Genomic DNA, 18,278 nt, shown 5'->3' on the forward strand with positions numbered 1-18,278 from the left:
CCTTAGAAGATAGGAACTAGGCGTTCGGTATCTGAGATCTTCAATAATCCCCAGTAACGGCTGTCATAGCTGTCTGTCGTGTCACCTACAGCAAAGGCCATGTCAGTGGGGATAACGCCGGTATAACTGAACTGCGGCAGGCTCTTCCCATTGCTATCGCGCAACATTGCCAGCGCTATTTCTGTGCCATCGCAATAGAACTGATTACTCGTTTTGCTCAGGAATTGCCCTCCAATACAGCCCAACCGTTTGACAAGGTGAGCTTTGCCGCCAGGCAGATATTCATCGGTACGAAGGAATGTCACATATTGGTTTTGCTTTGCCGCAACATCACCAGTGCGATATAAGACGAGCGGATGAACACTATGTGTTGCAGGGACTAAAATATGGGTAAATAGGGTATAGGCTCCCGCAAGAGTGAGAGCCAATGTGGTGGTGTGCAATAATTTTTTTGTTTCCTGTGATGCTCGGGAAAATTTCAATAAGGCAGTTAATCTCATTATATATTCTCCAGAGTTGAGATAAGTGATTTAACCTTTTCATCTGGAGTCATTACATTCATCCTTTCTAGCAATGTTCGTACCGATGCATCTCCATATACAACACTTGAGGCTTTAGTGACTTTTTCCAAGCCATCACAATAACTTTGAATATTCATGTCAGGTTGATAAATAAGCGCTGGTACTTTATGAATTCCATAAATCCGAAATATCATCGGATCGATGAGCATCTCGGTTCCCCACATTTTACAGTTAGCGCCTTCGCAAGTAGGATCGGCATTCAACACGTTACGGGTTAAGGTAACGGTATCTACCATTTTGCTGATTCCACCGACGGTACCACGCATAACCATTACTCCCCCGACCTTTGATAAATCGCGGGCATAGTTGCGGAGTGTAACCAGTGGCATGCTGCTTGATACAAACATTACGAGCTGGTTACCGGCTAGCGTCGGTCCATTTTTCGTTTCTGTTTCGTCTTTCAAACCAGTTGCAGTAAGAACCTGAGATTTCACAGCATGTTGTTTTTGTTGAAATGCTGCACTGCGTGAAAAGTCAGCAATTGAAGAAGCAAATTGTTTTGCAACTTTCTGCTTGTCTTCAGAAAGTCCCTGCGACATTTCTTTATTGACCTTTGTGGCTTCATCCATCATTTCTTTGTCTATGTTTATTGACAGGCCGTTGTTGCCTGCCGCATACACGCCGAAAGTTGCCACGATAGCCATGAGGAAAATGTGAATGTTACGCATCTTTAGTCTCCTCCTTGATTTCAGGCTGTTTAAGTTCCTCACTCATGGCTTCTTTATTATTGATATCAGCAGCAGGCGATTTTGTTAGAAGAACGTAGAACTCGACTGAATATTCAATAAGGATGACCACTGTATAAGCACTGAAATAAATGGTCATGAGTAATATGCAAGATGGCAGGAGAGATAAATCTGTGCCGTAGTAAGCAAGCGTTAATTTATTCATCTCAAGAAAATCTATATAGTTAGAGCTTTTTAATAATAAACTCGCGAACAAACCACCCTTCCAATAAAAAAGGATGATCATTACTAATGGAACTGAGAAAAAATGTTTATTTAGCAAACCCATAATACCTGTCCTCTAATTTGCGCATGCGCAATAAAATGTCAAAGCACTGAGCCGCTATAGCGAACACAGCAATCCTTCTTTTCAAACATCATCCACATGAAATTGTCTTTGCGTGGGTCGTGCTTGCCACCGGTCCATAGCAATCCTTCTCGTCCAATTGGCAGGCAGGTTGAGCTACGTGTTGGGCGCATCATTTGCAGTTTGAAGCGATCTTTTCGCCAAATTGGGGCGAGCTCGCGATAACAACCATCCTCAGATGTATTCCAAAGAAGACCTAGTCTTCCCATCATGTAGATTGTTCTGGCTGCTATGCCTGCATTTGCTTCTACATAGTCAGTGGAAGTGATTGAACCTGAGAGAGGGTAAGCATTCCCCCATGACCCCATACACCAGAACAGAGCGTTGATTGGCATCCCAAACGAGGCGGCTGCGGCATCGGCTGAACATGTAATGGTCGAAATAGGATTCGCGAAAAGCAGCGCTTCAGGATTGATGATCAGGCTGAGAATGTCATTATTCCACTGAGGCAGAATCTCCGTCATCATGGCGACGTCATACCCTTCATCGTCCAGGCAGGGAATGTCGTAGAACATGTTCAAAATTTTCCAGGCCGGGAAAATATAGTAATGAGTCTGCTGAAATACTCGTTTTGATGTGTTGTTCTCATTCATCGCCCCGGAGAGCGTGCCTGGTTTTGGAGTATTCAATGATGTTCCCAAGGGCATCATGCAGTAAGGATCTGAAACCGTATCTATAATGCGTTTAGGTTCCCAGAATGACGTTTTTAAGCCAATGGTCGGAACGGCCCCCCCCTTACAAATACAAACTGGACTGCTGCCACTGGTTGGCGTTTCTTCACCGCCAACAATCTGTACGCCGGCAATGCGCATTGGGAAAATGCAGCTCCACCCAATATCAGTGATTGGATTTAAGAATGAGGTTTTACATTCAGCATGTGCAGCTGGGATGACAGCGTTGAAAGCAGTTGTCATCAGCTCAGATGTTGCAGACAACATGTCTTTGGACATCGAGCGTAATAAGGCTGTAGACCGGTTAGGATTCCATTCAAATTCACTAATAACTAAATGGGCACCTTCTTGTTCAACAATGGTAGGGGTCACTTTTACATCGAGACGTTTCTGAAGGTTTGAATCAAGAATGAAGGCTGGACGCCCAATGTTTTCACCTTTCTTAGTCACGTCCCCGTGCGTATAGAGCACCATGTCCGTAGCTTGTAGTTTCCCCTTTAACCATTCTTCCTGGCCAGGTGAGATGATCACAATGCGTTGTGGGAGATGTACATATTGGAGTGGGTTGAAGGTGTACCCCTTCGGATAAATGATTCGGCCATCCTTATCAGGAACGTCGATAACAGAGGTATAAAACGGCACGAAGGTTCGTGTCCGGGTTTCTTTGGCATACGGCAAAGGAACGCCCTTAAACGCTCCCCATGAATCACGGTTTTTATTGAGTTCCTTATTCCAGTCTACCGCTTGAACACGTTGTTCTATTTCAGACAAAGCATCAGGCTCAGCGATGTCATAAACCTGGCCGATAGTGTTACCAACGACGGAAGCGGATGCTGAAAACGATAGTATTGCTGAAGCTAAAAGCGGGATTAATTTCTTCATGGTGCGTCTATTCGTTACGATACATATTTGTATCATAAACTATAATTAATTAGGACACACACTAGATTTTGGTTAATTTTTTATCTGAAATTAAATCTCATTATCCATTTGATAAATAAGCAATTAAAAAAGCCAAGGCGCATGCCTTGGCATGGTCATTTAATTTGTTTTTTCGTAAAAATCCTGAGTGATTTGATTAACGTTGCTTTGGATTTGATCAGTGGTATTTTTTACCATGTCTTCTACATATTCAGTTAAGTCAATTGCACCGAAATCAAGAGCTTGGAACTCATCAGGTGAAAACCCCCTACACTGTGGTGAACCTGAATCACCCCAACCATTGAAGTTCTTAAGCTGCGGGCGGCCTTGCTCATGAATTATTCTGGCCAATTTTGAGTTAAAGCAACAGTAGCTGGTCGCTTTTTGTACACACCCGAGTAAAGGAATTTTCTTTTTGCAGTAAGTGCCGACTTCGTGGCAATACCCAGAACCTGCCTCCATTGCGGTTTCCATCGAGGTTTGATCGCAGGCTTTCATCATGTACTGCATCGCAAAGTAGATAGCGACTGAAATTGCTAATGTAGTAGGGTCAAATGCAACGATCATGGCATTGCCAAAGCCTTGAGCTGCCATAGATGATGCAACCGCGGTATCGCCAGTGGCTGTCATCGCAACAGAATAGTAGGTATATGCTTCTTGAGCCGCGCCGTAAACTTTTGAAATATTACCGGCAGCAGATGCCACAGTACTGATGGGGCCTACAGAATCAGTGAAAACCTTCCCTTCACTTTTGCAGCAATTTTTATACGCTGTATCGATACCTGCAAGCTTACAATCCTGCGCGCGGCCGCTGAAGATTAAAATCTGGTCTAAGCACACCCCGTCTTCGGTTTTCTTGCCGTCATTTACCAGCATAGAACCATCAATATTGCCCTCATCGACTGGTTTATTAGTACTGATATCAATGCACTTATTTGCAGAGCAGGAGGCTCCCCCATTGTTGTTAAGGCATGAATTGTTAACACCTATCGGACAATAGTTCTCTTGTGTGTCCCATAAGCAAGCTGTCCCGTTCAATGCTCCTTGAGTGCAGCTATATTGGACTGGAGACTGCGTGGATTTAACGCATTGTCCATTTTCAGGTACATAGCCAGCCTGACAGACCGCTTGTACAGGCCCACCGTCGTTGACGACTTTACATTGTCCGTTGGTAAGTGTGCCAACGCTACACAGGTAGTTGTATCCGGTATTCTCCGTTCTTTTACATTGGCCACCTTCAAGCACGGTTCCGCCAGGACAATTGAGTTGTGGAACACCCTGATCGTTCTGAACAAGACACGTACCATTGCTTAACGAACCCTGGGTACAAATATAGTTTGGATACATCCAAATCATGCACGCACCGCCCCCTGGCATCGGGATATTCTGCGTGGCGATCACGGATGAATTTTTGGCGGGACAGCTGCCAGGTAATTGGTTCATACATGCGGGCTGGCCTGCATAAGATACGATGCCACCATTCCCCTTTCCCTGACAGTTCATTGATGGTGCAATTTCAGACTGGGTTATGCAGCGTCCATTTTGAATGAATCCTCCGGCGGGACAGCTTTGTGACGGAGATGAATAGTCGTAACGCGCACATCCACTTCCTGTCGATACATAGCCGGAAGGGCAATATGCTGTAGGGGAAAGGTATTGTTCCTGAAGGCAGCGACCATTCTGAATGAAATAGCCGCTTGGACACTGACTACCGAAAGGCGCGTAGTCATATTTCATGCAGGCGCCGGTCGATAGCATGGTGTATCCCGACAAACAGGAGGTATTAGCAGGCGTCGTATGTTTTATTGTTGCCATGTTGCATGACTGATATTCTCCTTCATCCCCGAGATATCCATTGTTATTCAAGTCTTGGCCACAAACGTAATTCGGCGACGGTGTAACGGCAGCGCTGACAGGCATTACTCCAATAATCATGACAAAGTGCGTGACCACTAAAATTGCACTGATTATTTTTTTAATAAATTCCATTATGTCTCTCACTTACCATCAGGTTTTTTTGGAGTCCCGGAGCTGCAAATCATGTCCTGACCACCCTGTCGGATGACTTGCATGATCGCGGCGGCTTCTGCGAATTCATTTAGACACTGGCAAGCTTTTACGACTTCTTCACCGGCGCTGGCTGGGCATTGATTGTTACTGCCGCACTCGTAATAGAAGTTGTCGTATTTAGTGACTCCAGTCTGATTATTTCTGTCCACTTGGCCGCTGATAGCCATGTCGGGTGCAATCTTCGGCTTGCGGGTTTTGCACATGTTTACGCACGGACCAACGGTTGGCATATCTGGCCAAAACAACTCACCGGCTCCGTAAGTGACGTTCCCATTCGAAAACATTTTGTCTTTGTAATCGCCAGGCGTGACTGTCTTATCGACATAAGCCTTTCGCGCAATTATGTTGTCGAAGTTATTATCAGTACGGGTGTTGCATCGGTAAGTGCGTTTCTTCTTGAACCAGTCTCTTTTAACAGCGATTGAGCAGAAGTTTCCCTGAACTACTTGAGTTTGGGCGAGGGGGATTAGACCGGTGTTAATGCTGCTGGTGAATGTTTTAACTCCATCCACTGTTTCATCGACTAGTTGGCAGTCTCGGTCATTTTCGTAAGCAGTACAGGTATTGGTGACATTTTCATTGCCCTCTTTACAGGACAGGTCTGTTTTTATCCTAACCAGTGCATAACCTTCACCTTTACCACTCACTTCCACGCGAATTTTAAAGGAGATTTGACCTTCTTTATTCAGATACTGCTTAAAATCCATATTAGGATTCTGGTTCCAAGATTTACCTAATTCACATGCTCCCGGAACTGGGCCAGCATCGCTCCAATTATTATAAGGACCAGACCAAACAACTTTATCTCCCGCCCATAACTGCATCCAGTCATCGAAGACAGCATTGATCAAAGTGGCATTAACAATACGGTCCGGCTGCTTCACGAAGAAGTTAGATGTGACCTCAAAATATTTACATGTACCACTCCAGTAGTCGTCTCCTAACCTGCCGAGAACGAGCTGTAAGCAATCGGCCCCACACTGCTGAACGGTCCCTTCTCCACCGTCAAAGCTGATCACGTCATTGAGGGTAGGCTCATTGAGGGCGACGGAACGCGTGATATCACAATTACGAAAGTCTGATTGCTCGTTTGGATTTAGGCTCCCATTAGTGATCATCTTGTAAGCTGTGCTTGTTGTCGTTGCATCGCCTGCATCGGTTTTCATCGCGTTATAGTTATCCTGGTAATTCAAGATCTTCTTACCGTCAGAGGTACCGAAGAAGTTTTTTGAATCGCCCATAGAACACGAAGCGGTTTCACCCCCGACGAAAGATGCGGAGACTCCATCAACTTTAATTTGGCTTAGCGTGAACCAAGGATTCGCTTTTGAAAGTGCTTGTGAAGCCCCCCCACCCAAGTCATTCAGTACTTGCCCCAGATTGTTCCAGGCCAAATTATTACCGCAGCTGTTATTGATGCAGTAGCAGCCCCCTAAATCACTCATAGCCACACTTTTGCGGCCGAGTTGATACGTCTGAGCGTCTGCAACCCATGCCCAAGATTTGCAGGTAGCAGCATTGTTAGCGTCTGAACATGTCTGGAAACCATTGCTGCATACCACGGAAATGTTCCATCCTGGGGATGAAGTCATATTGAGACTGCCGTTCATATCGGTATCCTGCATGATATTTAGCAATTTCAGGTCACCATTCGCCGCAGGTTGAACGAGCATTCGCATGAATTCCGATGTTCCCTGACATACGGCTTTTCCGTTAAAGGATGTTTTGCCATCATATGTCGTCATTGTGGCATCGCCGGAAGCAGGTCTTATTTGACTGGTATTAAGTCGGGAAGCGGAGTTTGTTTGCCCCTGAACAGTGGTATTAATGGATGAAGCCAGATCCTTACTTTTTGAGATATCGGCGACATTGGGTTTGATTGGGTTTTGCGCATGCGCAAAAAAAACAGGGAGCATTGCTGCCCCCAGAAATAGCCTAAGTAAGTTCATTTTTACCCCGCTGTATTCATCATCGGGTTTACACCGGAGAGCTGGATCAGTGCATCAATAGGTTCGATACCCTGAAGCATAAGCCGGTCAAACGCAGCAACGTCATCACCGTCCGATGTGTTGATCCAGTAACGCCATTTATCAACACAAAGGCGTGCTACCCCCATTCCTAAAGGACTATCGATAAATACCTCACCATAGCGTGGGCGGGCGTTTCGAACACTGCTGAGGAGTTTCAGTGGGAAACCGTCGGTCATGCCTGGAAGTAATCCTTTTTTAACGGCCTCTTCATACATGGCTGAAGCTAAGTAATACCGCCATTGGGCGTTAGCCCTGACTACCGGACCCAAGCCAGGTAATGCTTCAAGGTCGAGCGGTGACTGGAGCACAATGCCCATTGATCCGCGATATTTACGGGCGCGACGGTATCCTTCGTCGATCATTGCGCTAAGACCGTCCATCGAAATGTTGCCGGTCTTTTTAACAATCGACGCAATCTCTTCAAACAAAATGATACTTGGGCGGGAACGGTCGGAGAGGTACAAATCCTGTGTTACCGCATTCATCAGGTTCATAACCATCGGAAAGAACAGTTGCTTTACAGCGCGCAGTTTTTCAATGTCGGTACAAACAAATTCATCATCTTTTATGCTGAATGTAGTTTTACCGGTAAAGAATTTCCCAAATGCACCCTCACGGCTAAAGTTATGGAGTAGGAAGGCGAGCCTTTGGGCTGATTCGGTTATTTCAGCTAGAGGTTTTTGTAGTTTGTCCGAAACCTCACCAGTGGCAATGCTGTTAGTGTTGAAAAAATCGATTAGAGCATCAGTACCGCGCAGCTGGTCACCGCTTTTAATTGCTGCATGGCAGGCGTGGTCGATAAGATTGGCTTCAACTTCGCTGACGCTTTTCCCTGTAAAGGAGTAAGCGCAGGATGCAAATACAATCTGTGCAGCCGAGATATTTTTTTCCAGGTCTTCTTCGTCGTTATAAATAAAGTCCAGGGGATTAATACAGATAGGTTCTTGCAGGTTAAAGTCGATAAATCGACCTTTGCGAATACGAGTTTGTTTTTCGTATGAACGCCCTAAATCAACGATTCGTACTTTCGCACCAATGGAGGCATAATTGTCGATCATATCATTCAGCAAGAATGACTTACCCCCACCTGTCTCCGCGATGACAAAGAAATTGTGGGCATTCGCACGCTTGTCGAACATATCCAGAGATATTATTTGGCCCTTTCGACCTATATAGGATTGTACGGGCCGTCCACCTCCACGAAAATCCCCCTGTACTGGCAGGAAACGGGCGATATCTTCCGTATCGAGATAAAAGTGACGGTCAATAGTTTCAACGTTGTTATCTATATGGTAAAGGCCAAAAGGTAGAGCGGTAAAAAACATCACTTTTTTAATTGAGGTTTCATACATCATCTCAAAATCAAAACCTTCCCAAAGGTTTTTAGCTTGACCAGCGGCTTCGCGGACTTCTTTTTCTGTATCAGCAAACACCCATAATTGCGGCATTATGTAAGCAAATTTGGCGCCCTTCGCAATCTTGTCCTGCATGATTGAGAATTCAATAATGCGTTGATTTAGTGATGCCGCGAGTCCAGCCCCCACACGCTGAAACATTGTCTGCGTAGCTTTGTCTGTGATGTTCTTTTTGAGATCTTCATAAATAACCGTCAATGTGTACATGAAGGGATATTTGATTTGCTTCATATCATCTTCAGTCCCCATGAAACCACCGAATAGCTCATTGGTTCGTAGAGGCGTGTTGTCTTTTTGGGGAACAACATTGGGATAAAGACAGATCCCATGACGATGGCCAAGAAACGAAATTGAATCGTCTGAGCTGAAATCAAGATTTGAAGTGTTCATCTGTTTACGAAGTTGAACACTAGGATCGTAAGTTCGCTTACTTGGAGTACCATTAAAGAATTCAGAGCCCCATTTTATGAGGTCATCAGCATTCCATCGACGAGGCTCCATTCCGGCCATGTCAAAGCCCTGCTCTACGGTGACGAGCAGTTCTTCCGAAATTATTTGTTCGTGCTTAATGGTGAAAAATAACCTGAAGTTCCTAATTGGAATGTTGGCTATTTTCTCAACACCATCGGTACCCTCGCGGAGGAATTTCTCCATTGCATCTACGTTCATTGCAGTAATAGGGTTATCGGTTGTACGGGCGTCGCGATACCTTTGGATTGAATCATCAAGGTTATGATCCGGGAACAGAATCCACTGTGTAACCGTGCCTTTAGGAAACTGTGCCCGAACAATACCGTGGAGCTTGTCTAACTTATCGTTTCCCAAAAATGCCAGAGGCTTGAGTTCAAAGATCCAGCCAATGGTATTATCAAAATTTAAGAATGCGTTTGTGTCACTATCCTGGCCGGGGAGCTGTTTCATGAATGCCAGCCAAGGTAAATATTCGCTGGGTTGATCCCTCTTGGCCAGCTGGAGAACATCGGAGCGTGTTACTTCATTTTTTAATAGAAGGTTTTTCTCCACGCTTTTATAAAGGGCTTTTAACATATTATCCCCTGCCCCCCATTAGAAAGCCTGGCGGTGTATCATCCGTTGACAGCTTGTAATCAGACATAACGAATTTAGGGCCATTAAGCATGGTAAATACATAACGAGGCATGTATGCCGTCTGGTCATCAAGATTTGGCGAATATGACAGAATCAGCGTTCTAACGACCGTTGGTTGACGAACAACAGGTGTTTGAGGCTCTTCAATAAGCTTTGCCATTTTTTTGTAAACGCGGTCTTTGTATTGCTGATAAGCAGGATCAGGAGTGGTTGGGGCCGCCGCCGCCGTTGTTTTAGCGGCAGAGCCCTTTGGGTCATCGACCACACCATCTTCCGTTATTGCATGTCCCTTATCGACACCAGTCGTGGCCTCATCGTAAGCATCGTTAGAAGAAATACATTTGCCGTAACCGTCTTCCAACTTACAGGCAAAATCATTGTGGTATGGAAGCAGACAGCCAGACAGCGAGGATACTGCAACGGCCATAAGTGTGATTTTAAGTAGTTTCATTATTTAATCCTTACTTCACGGATGGTTAGTTCGGCAGTTTCTTGAATAAACAACATGACGTCTTTACCGGGTCCTGTTTCAAGCGCCGGTGAGGTTTGTTGTGCAAGGTTGAGGAGGTACTTTGAAACCTCTGTAAAACCACCGGCTACGCCCGTCGCAGCTGCGTTCTGAGTTGCTTCACCAGGTTTGATTGTGTTCACTGAGCCAAGCGCGGAGGTGTTTTGCTGAATGGATTGTTGGCCAATAACGTTGGCGAAACCCTCAATTGATTTAGCAAATACAGTGGCTGCAAGTAGACGACCGGCCCGTGAAACGACTCGTGCCGACATATCACGCTTACCATCAGCATCGGAAACGAACCCTTTCACATTGCCTTCGACGATGTATTTGCCATCCATAGTCATGCAATGAATGGAAACGGGCAGAACGATGATCCGTTCAGAGCTGAGATTGCCGCTGACGTTTGCGATATTGAAGCAACCACGGAGATTCATTCTGATGAAATTTGGCAGCTGTGCCGGAGCCTGAACCCGGAACATAAGTGTTTGCGGGTTTTCGGAACCATACTGCCCAGTGAGGGCATTAACGCCGACCAGGAGTTTTGCTTTCATAAATCCAACCGGCAACTGGATCGTATTCTTTTTTTCAGCAGAATCCGTAGCCGGCGTGGATAGGCCAACATCATCGTTACCTTCAGAAATATCGCCTACCCAAATTACAGATTTCTCTTCCTGCTGCGAATCTTGTGCATTTTGTGATGCTCGGGAATTATCGCCGCCGTAGCCCGCAGGTGCTGGATAGTTCGACATGCCCGGATAGTCAGTGACATTAGGGTTGTTTGCCTGAGCATTACCTGGTGCAGCGCCAACCGGCTGCTCCGGACCGGCAGTCAATTCAGTAGAGTTCAGGGCGTTTGGGTTTATACCTCCTGGTGGCGGAGTAAGACCAAATTTGCCCTCCTTAAATGCTTGAGCGACAGCATCTTGGACAGAGCCTTTTATATTTTGGTTCTGCTCATCAATTCTCCCGTTGAGAGTTGTAATGATATCGTCTTGAATAAGCCCGGCTGTTTTATCAGCGGTGACTTCTTGTTTAACTTCAGGCACTCGAGGTTTTTTATCATTCTGACCTGTCAGATAATAGATGCCGAGCAAAACGAGGGCAGTGAAACCAATGGTTCCATATTTTTTAATCTTCTTTTGTTCAGCTGATGGGCGCCTATGAAATGACGCCCTCAATTTTTCAATTAAAGGGAATTTATTATCATTCATTACATTGTCTCCCGATGAATAATAACTAGAGTTGTAAGCTGGCCAGCACTTAAAGCTAAGCTCTCAGCAGTAATGGCGAATATGTTGCTGCCAAACTGAGAATTTAAAAACATAGCCTCGTTTAGTTGGACTGAGTTAAGAGCGCGAATAGTGTATTGAGAACCACGCAGACCTGTACCATCAACCAGAACATCACGCTCCTTTCTTACTTCGACTGGAATTTGTCGGCCACGATTGTCATAAATGCTGCGTGTCCAGCTAGTCCGGTCGGGAACTACTTGAAAACTTTCAGGTAGCCCTTTACCTGTGGCATCCCCGTCCGTGATGATTTTCGTCGAAAGAGTTACCGCCGCTTCTTCTAATGACAAAGCACCAAATATTGATTGATTATCCTTAATACGGTCCTTCGTGTCGGAACCTAATAAGATTTTGTGGGGATCTTCATATTTAGGGATGGCAATTAATTCGAACGTACTTGTGCCGCAGGTTACATATAACTCAGTTGGTTCAGAGTAATAATGGTTTACCCCTCCTTCAGCCAGGTATTTGAATTTCACCCAGAATGAACGACGGTCTTTGCTTACTTCTACTGTTACAGGTTTCTCTTTACTGAAAACAGGTTTGCTCGCCTCACCAGATTCACAAACCATACGGTTTACATCACGATTAGATAATACAATTTGCGTGGATATTTCAGGTAATACACGCTGAACATTTTGTGAAACAGTCTTTTTCTCAGCAGCAGTTGACATTGCTGATACGAGTATCAGCAATGTAGTGATGTACTTTTTCATATTTTAGCCTTTAATATCCAGAATCCAGAATCGGCCTTCTGCAATTGTATAATCGATAGATAATTTCAGCGTTTCAGGTGTCTTAGCAACGTCACCGACTATCTTTCTTTGCTCAACACTGAGGACCAGACGATAGATTATTTTTGCATCCGTTTTGTAATCACGACCTTCTGGATTTTCAGTTATCGTCATGGGTTGGTCATTCATAATCTCCATGCTTTGCGACACTGTATTAAACTGCTTAAAATATTTGGCTTTTTCGTTCAGCTTCACGCGCATTGCCTCAACGCGGTCGATATGGACTATTCCCAAAAGCTCAGCATATTTATTATCCACGCTGGCTTTAGATACAGATCCATAGTCGGTAACAATCAGGCGGGCCAGCTGCCGGACATATCCTGTAGATGCACTCTCACCGGTGATTAGCATGTCACTTGATTTTGCGCCATAGGGAACGAGAACTGTTGTTTGCTGTGATGCATATTTGCTGACTTTCTGGTAAATCAGACCGCATAAAACAAGAAGAATTATGAGCATGATGCGGGTCTGCTTTTTTTCAGCAATGTCTTTCTGCTCATTATTCATCGCCTCGCCGGAGTGTTTTACCATCGCCGATTTCGCCTTTTTGAACATTAGTTACTCCTCTAACTTTTTGGCTGACGAATTCGGATAACCGTGGATCTCAATTAACCCAAACTCATAGAGCGTATGTCGAAAAAAACCACGCCCCTTGGTGCGTTTAATAGAAATGGAAAGGATGGATACGGGAAAGACTACAAGCCAGGTAATACCACCTAGTTGCATACTTACGAGATAACTCGCGATCAGAATCAGCCACTCGTCACGGTCGAACCAGAAGATCTGGATCGGCATGTGTGGATATCTAAATAGGCGCCCTTCTTTAAATCCGTATTCCATCCTGTCCCCCTATTAATTAAGAATTGCGCCCAATGAAGATGTAAGTTCTTCAATCTTGATCAGGCATGAACCACCGATGGCATAAGGAAGAGCTCGCACCCATCCTTCATTCATTTTCGTTGCGGCCATTGCAATCAACCAGCCGCCGCCAACGAAACCGATTGGTCCGTTTGCGACTTTATTGATAGCGATGTCATAGATGTTGTAAGCAAAGCTCCCAGTGGAAGGGGCGGCAAATGCTACAGCGGCCTGACTCATCGCCAAGGCGGACAACGTTCCAAAACCCACAGTTAATTTTCGGGCTAAAGAGTTGTTGAGCATTTCTGAGCGTACTTTTGCCCAAATTGAATCGTTCTCTACTGCGCCTGTTAAGGCAGAAATGGCAGCAAAGTTAGTTTTGCAAGCTGTGTGCATATAAGACTCCATGATTTATTTGGTTGATGATTTATCGACTTTTGTTACTGCGGGTTTTTCCAGCTCGGTGATGGCGTCAGCAATCTTTTGCTGATTGAATCCAACGATAAGATTAGGTTTTGTATCAACATTGAAAAGGAATGACGGAGTACCATTGACGCCGACAGCCTTCAGCACTTTGTCGTGCTCTGCGATTACCTGGTCTGCTTCCTTACAAGTCTTTAGTGCTTTCTGCTTAGCCATTTGCATCGCATCTGCACTGTCCGGGTTGTGTGGGAGCTCTTCTGAATAGACGTAGCGCACGGCTTCATCTTTATCTTTAGAACAAATTACGTGCTCGATTTTGGCGCGTGCCAGAGGGTGCCCAGGATTTACCATGAAAATCAGCTTTCGCTGGACGGGGTGTGTCTTTGAATACTCTTTAATCCATTGGTCATATGCATGGCAGTACGGGCAGTCAGGATCGGTAAACTCATAAAAAATTGGAGCGTTTTTAGGACCGATAGTGATAGCAGTATCCAAAGGAACTGATTTCAACGTGTCACTTAGACTGCCCATTTTGCTGAGTTCTGTCAGATTTGTGCCGGTTGAGTCGTACATCTCCCCAAACAACAACACACCCTTCTTACCGTCTTGACCAGGATGGAAATAGATAATATTCCCGCCTGTTTTAACTTCATAAACACCTGGAATTGGCGATTCATGAAAGCCGGTAACACTCATGCCATTGAATGATGTGGCCAGTTGGTCCTGCGCTTTTTTCAAATCAACTGAACTAGATAAAGGTTCTTTATTAATGCCGACCGCTTTAGCAGATTCTGTCTTTGCTGACACATCAGTTTTTGGGATGTCATTTTGCGCATGCGCAAGATTTACTGTCAGGCCGAAGGCAATTGCTGCGGCGATAAGGCACTTGTTAAAAGTCATTTTTTCATACTCTCCAGTCTTAAAAATATTGATTCGGCAGGTTCTACAGTCGTAACGGGCTTAAGTGGTTTAACAGGACAATTTGTAGGCGGACATTGTTCTGTTTTCTTCGATGCCAGTTTCTTAACATTATGTTTTTTGGTCTTACGCATCGGCTTGATAACAGGACGTGTATCAACCGATGGAGGGATCACAAAAAAGCCAAAATTATTGCGGTCAAAAATTTGCTCCGCGTCATGGTCATTGACGATATAAAAGGCACCGTATGGTTTTTGAATAATCTGGTCAGCCAGGGCAATCTGAGAACACAGTTGTGACCCCATGACTGCGATTAGCGAAGCCATAATCTTGTTAATCTTCATCGGCTGATTATCTCTTTATCATGATACAAACTTGTATCATGAAGGGATTATAAACGGAATTTGAAATCAATCAATAAATGGTTAGATAAAAATTAATTTCTTAGTTGGGAACACGATGGCTTTTCAATAAATACCTAATAAACAATGACTTAATGAATTTTAAACGCGACATTTATTCGGCTTGATTACTCAGGGATGGTCTTAGCAGGAAATATCGAAAGTAAACAGAGAAGGCGGTTAATTTGAATGAGGGTCACTAATCATCAAAGCGATCGTAACTAACTTACCTAGGCTATTTAGATGTAGCGTTCGAAATTCAAAACTGAATTGTCCAGCGTTGTCAATTTTTGAAGAGCTAAATCAGTAACGCCCCTGATCTCGTTAAGCACGAAATACGGCAAAAAGATTTCAGTTTGGCATAACTCAGGAAATGCTGACGCGCCGGTGGCTTGTCCAACCGAAGAAACGTTAGGGAAGGATCCCTTCCGTTTCTTCGGTTACAGGAAAGTACGAAAAAAAACCGCTCGTTTGAGCGGTTAAAATCAGGTTTTGTCTTTGTCGATGTACCTTGCGATAGCTGTGTAAATAACTCTGTTAGAGTTTTGGCTATCTGTCTGCGCCATGCTATCAATTTTTTTTGCGGTATCCGGGGTAACCCAAATGCCCGTGTAAGGTGCTTCATTAGGGCTCGCAAAGTAACGTGGAGAGATCGTACCATCAGAGCGATTTTTGATAAACCACTCCATAGTTTCGGCAATAATATCTCCTTTTTGTTCGCCCCGGACATTGGCCAGATTCTCGATCTGAGATATTAGTTCAGGCTCAATCCTAAACCGCTTGAATTTCCAATCTGAAGGATTCTTGGATGGATTCTTTGACATTCCGCTAACCCATTTATAGTTGTTGTGATGGTTCTATAGTGAAACACTCGGATTCACAATAAGACTCTTAGCTAATTTCACTTTTTTAGTGCTGCTAAAGAGTGATTCAGCAGTAATTTATCGGCAAAGGAGACTAAAGCTGAATAGATAATCTCTGATTCAGTAACTTTTAGCTTCATTGACAAACTTGTCGCAAGTTCCTGAGCCTCTGGCCCTATGAAAACGTTGTAAGAATACGTCTCATTTACTATGGGTTTGATCAAGTTAGCTTCGCTACACACAAATTCACCAACAATCTGATCATGCAACTCATAGAGGTTCTGGCCACGGGAAAGAGCCAACAGCTTCAGGTTGTGCGATATAGTTCTACTAAATCTTTTCAAGGAGATCTGCTTGTACCCCCTCACCCCTTGCAACTTGTCTTTCACGATGATCATCCTTTCTGCCTGGATCTAAATTTTACCACTTTTTAATCCAACTGCTACCCTATGTAATATTAATATAGTATTCTGAAAAACGTTTTGAAATGTAAGGGACTGGTTTATGTACGATTGGAGACTTGACACAGCTGTAAAGCTGGCGAGCGAGAACTTCCTATCTGGTATCCAGATAGCATTTGATACAGATTCTAACCGGCCTTACACCCTGGAATTTTTAACCCGCTGCGGCGATGTTGCGCAGTTGGTTACAACGCATACTCAGCAAGAAAAACGAAAGGTTCGTTGCTTTAGTTCGAGAGGGTCGGTTATCCGCTTTTTGGATAGTAGATTCCCCGGCTATGACAGGCTTCTCTGTGCTGAAGTAAAAGTTGTAAAGGATAAATAGAAAAAACCCCGGTTATCTTGCGATAACCGGGGTCTAAATAAGGCGGCAGTGCCGAACACCGACCGCATACTAACCTTAGCACCATCAACGTTGTCCTCGTCGCCAAACAAAGCAACATTGTGGTTTACAGGGTCAGTATAGCAAAATATTGGTCAAAATAAAGCCCTCGGCGCTGCTTTCGATTCATGGATCGGATAGTAGGCTTACGCGTGAAACTTCAAGTAAATCATGATGATACAAATTTGTATCATTGCAATCTTCCCGAAACGGTTCTTTACCGTTCCTCGCGACGTGGTGAGTCAAACTCGCTGCGTAAAGGGAAATCTAAAATTCACCGTCGTAGCCAACCGTTGTGTAATGTTTCGGCGCCAAAAGGTATGGCCTCGAAATTGTTCGGTTGCATCACTACCCATGATTGGAACAGGAACGCCGCGCTAATCTTACTCAGGCAAAGAGGATACACCCCCTTTACTCGCCAATTTGACCCTGATTTTAAACCCAAACCGATGCGCATAAGTGTCAGGTCGGAAAGTCGTGAGGCATTAACTGCACTGCATTTTGTGCTTGCCGCGAATTGTGATTTTAACCCGGAGAGCGAATACCCGTTTGAAGTTATGGTGCCCTTCGAAGAGATCGCCCGCCAAATGGGTGTGCTTCATAAATATGAAAATGGTCGTCTTGCTTATGATGTCGCACTCCACGCACTACGAGTAACAGAAGAGTTAAAACAATTATACGTCGATCGCGACTGGGACTCAGATAAGGGGCAATACAAAGCAGTTCGAATTTTCTTAACCACAGATTTTTTCACCTCCAAGGGTATTAACATTGATGAACTTCGCAGTTCTTTAAATCGATTCCGGCAATGGGCAAGGAAAAATGGGCTTTCCCAGACACTTAAGCAACGTAATGAGCGTCATCTTTTACGTTTGGAACGGCTGAATTTAAGTATTGAGAAGAAACACGCTCTCAAAAAATTGTTGAAAAAAGTTAAATGGCAAATCACCAGTCCTGAACTGCAAAACGAAAAACAAGAAATCATTGGTGCGCTGTCAGGGGCAATTGAGCAAAAATCAGTCGTTGTCCCTCTTCGTCAGAGAAGTGCCAAATACCGTTGGTTTAAATGGGAGTCCTGTGGGTCATCACCAACGTTTTTGACTAAGAGGATCCAAAGTGATGTAGATAGGGAATTCCCGTCTCTCCGCCAGGACGATGAGGAACGTTACTATAGCCTTCTACTCGAACGCGCCGGCCAACACTAACCCACAGTTCGTAATGTGTATATCACCGCCGCTAGGCGGTTTTAGTGCTGCATTCCCTAACCACTTCGGCCCCAAAGCAACCATTTTCTAATTAGATCATTTCAACTTTTCGCCCCTAATGCCCTTATGGTTTATTCGTTATCCGCTTTCGCCGTCAAACTGTATTTTAATTACGCAGTTAGCTTCGAACTCCTTTTGATAATTCAATTAAATTCGAACGTAGTTTCTGAACTTAACAAGCCCTTTAAAAAGGGATTACTTCTGGCAACCCTCCGGGTATGCCTGG

The 18,278-nt window shown here is 44.5% G+C and carries 19 protein-coding genes; 2 read left to right on the top strand and 17 right to left on the bottom strand.

Features of this window, described 5'->3' with window-relative positions; translation table 11 throughout:
• Positions 1–2: 2 nt before the first annotated feature.
• The 17 genes from ACZRKO_RS21765 to ACZRKO_RS21845 all read right to left on the bottom strand — a co-directional run bounded on the left by ACZRKO_RS21765 (position 3) and on the right by ACZRKO_RS21845 (position 16,333).
• Positions 3–500, bottom strand: a complete 498-nt coding sequence (locus ACZRKO_RS21765; RefSeq protein WP_414058633.1) for a S26 family signal peptidase — start codon at positions 498–500, stop codon at positions 3–5.
• Complete coding sequence (locus ACZRKO_RS21770) at positions 500–1,249, bottom strand: type-F conjugative transfer system pilin assembly protein TrbC (RefSeq protein ID WP_119823575.1); 750 nt, start codon at positions 1,247–1,249, stop codon at positions 500–502. The genes ACZRKO_RS21765 and ACZRKO_RS21770 overlap by 1 nt, the downstream gene beginning before the upstream one ends.
• On the bottom strand, positions 1,242–1,595 hold the full coding sequence (locus ACZRKO_RS21775; RefSeq protein ID WP_414058634.1) for a hypothetical protein: 354 nt from the start codon (positions 1,593–1,595) through the stop codon (positions 1,242–1,244). The genes ACZRKO_RS21770 and ACZRKO_RS21775 overlap by 8 nt, the downstream gene beginning before the upstream one ends.
• A 38-nt stretch (positions 1,596–1,633) precedes the next feature.
• Positions 1,634–3,226: a TraU family protein gene (locus ACZRKO_RS21780; RefSeq protein WP_414058635.1), complete on the bottom strand. Its 1,593-nt coding sequence runs from the start codon at positions 3,224–3,226 to the stop codon at positions 1,634–1,636.
• Positions 3,227–3,385: 159 nt separating this feature from the next.
• Positions 3,386–5,254, bottom strand: a complete 1,869-nt coding sequence (gene traN, locus ACZRKO_RS21785; RefSeq protein WP_413531336.1) for a conjugal transfer protein TraN — start codon at positions 5,252–5,254, stop codon at positions 3,386–3,388.
• Positions 5,255–5,262: 8 nt separating this feature from the next.
• Positions 5,263–7,284, bottom strand: coding sequence for a conjugal transfer protein TraN (locus tag ACZRKO_RS21790; protein WP_413531335.1), 2,022 nt, complete (start codon positions 7,282–7,284; stop codon positions 5,263–5,265).
• A 2-nt stretch (positions 7,285–7,286) separates the two neighbouring features.
• Positions 7,287–9,827: a TraC family protein gene (locus ACZRKO_RS21795; protein WP_119823565.1), complete on the bottom strand. Its 2,541-nt coding sequence runs from the start codon at positions 9,825–9,827 to the stop codon at positions 7,287–7,289.
• Between the two features lies 1 nt (position 9,828).
• Positions 9,829–10,338, bottom strand: coding sequence for a TraV family lipoprotein (locus tag ACZRKO_RS21800; protein WP_119823563.1), 510 nt, complete (start codon positions 10,336–10,338; stop codon positions 9,829–9,831).
• Positions 10,338–11,609, bottom strand: a complete 1,272-nt coding sequence (locus ACZRKO_RS21805; RefSeq protein ID WP_414058638.1) for a TraB/VirB10 family protein — start codon at positions 11,607–11,609, stop codon at positions 10,338–10,340. Before ACZRKO_RS21805 ends, ACZRKO_RS21800 begins: the two co-directional genes overlap by 1 nt.
• Positions 11,609–12,403 carry a TraK domain-containing protein gene (locus ACZRKO_RS21810; protein ID WP_119823559.1) on the bottom strand — a complete coding sequence of 265 codons (795 nt, stop codon included), beginning with the start codon at positions 12,401–12,403 and terminating at the stop codon, positions 11,609–11,611. Before ACZRKO_RS21810 ends, ACZRKO_RS21805 begins: the two co-directional genes overlap by 1 nt.
• A 3-nt stretch (positions 12,404–12,406) precedes the next feature.
• A complete protein-coding gene (locus ACZRKO_RS21815; protein WP_413531334.1) occupies positions 12,407–13,036 on the bottom strand; it encodes a TraE/TraK family type IV conjugative transfer system protein in 630 nt (209 codons plus the stop codon).
• Between the two features lie 3 nt (positions 13,037–13,039).
• On the bottom strand, positions 13,040–13,321 hold the full coding sequence (locus ACZRKO_RS21820; protein WP_119823555.1) for a hypothetical protein: 282 nt from the start codon (positions 13,319–13,321) through the stop codon (positions 13,040–13,042).
• Between the two features lie 12 nt (positions 13,322–13,333).
• The gene (locus tag ACZRKO_RS21825; RefSeq protein ID WP_119823553.1) at positions 13,334–13,735 is read right to left on the bottom strand and encodes a conjugative transfer protein TraE; all 402 of its coding nucleotides are present in this window, start codon (positions 13,733–13,735) and stop codon (positions 13,334–13,336) included.
• 15 nt (positions 13,736–13,750) lie between these two features.
• Entirely contained in the window at positions 13,751–14,662 is a 912-nt protein-coding gene (locus ACZRKO_RS21830) for a DsbC family protein (RefSeq protein ID WP_414058639.1), read from the bottom strand.
• A complete protein-coding gene (locus ACZRKO_RS21835; protein WP_414058640.1) occupies positions 14,659–15,024 on the bottom strand; it encodes a hypothetical protein in 366 nt (121 codons plus the stop codon). Before ACZRKO_RS21835 ends, ACZRKO_RS21830 begins: the two co-directional genes overlap by 4 nt.
• A gap of 542 nt (positions 15,025–15,566) precedes the next feature.
• Positions 15,567–15,905: a hypothetical protein gene (locus tag ACZRKO_RS21840; protein WP_119823550.1), complete on the bottom strand. Its 339-nt coding sequence runs from the start codon at positions 15,903–15,905 to the stop codon at positions 15,567–15,569.
• 77 nt (positions 15,906–15,982) lie between these two features.
• Positions 15,983–16,333, bottom strand: coding sequence for a hypothetical protein (locus ACZRKO_RS21845; RefSeq protein ID WP_414061937.1), 351 nt, complete (start codon positions 16,331–16,333; stop codon positions 15,983–15,985).
• A 115-nt stretch (positions 16,334–16,448) separates the two neighbouring features.
• Between ACZRKO_RS21845 and ACZRKO_RS21850 the strand changes: the two genes are divergently transcribed.
• Both ACZRKO_RS21850 and ACZRKO_RS21855 read left to right on the top strand, forming a co-directional pair.
• Positions 16,449–16,730 carry a hypothetical protein gene (locus ACZRKO_RS21850; RefSeq protein ID WP_119823548.1) on the top strand — a complete coding sequence of 94 codons (282 nt, stop codon included), beginning with the start codon at positions 16,449–16,451 and terminating at the stop codon, positions 16,728–16,730.
• A gap of 209 nt (positions 16,731–16,939) precedes the next feature.
• Entirely contained in the window at positions 16,940–17,992 is a 1,053-nt protein-coding gene (locus tag ACZRKO_RS21855; protein ID WP_414058642.1) for a hypothetical protein, read from the top strand.
• Positions 17,993–18,278 lie beyond the last annotated feature (286 nt).

The organism is Ewingella sp. C233 (assembly GCF_055407225.1).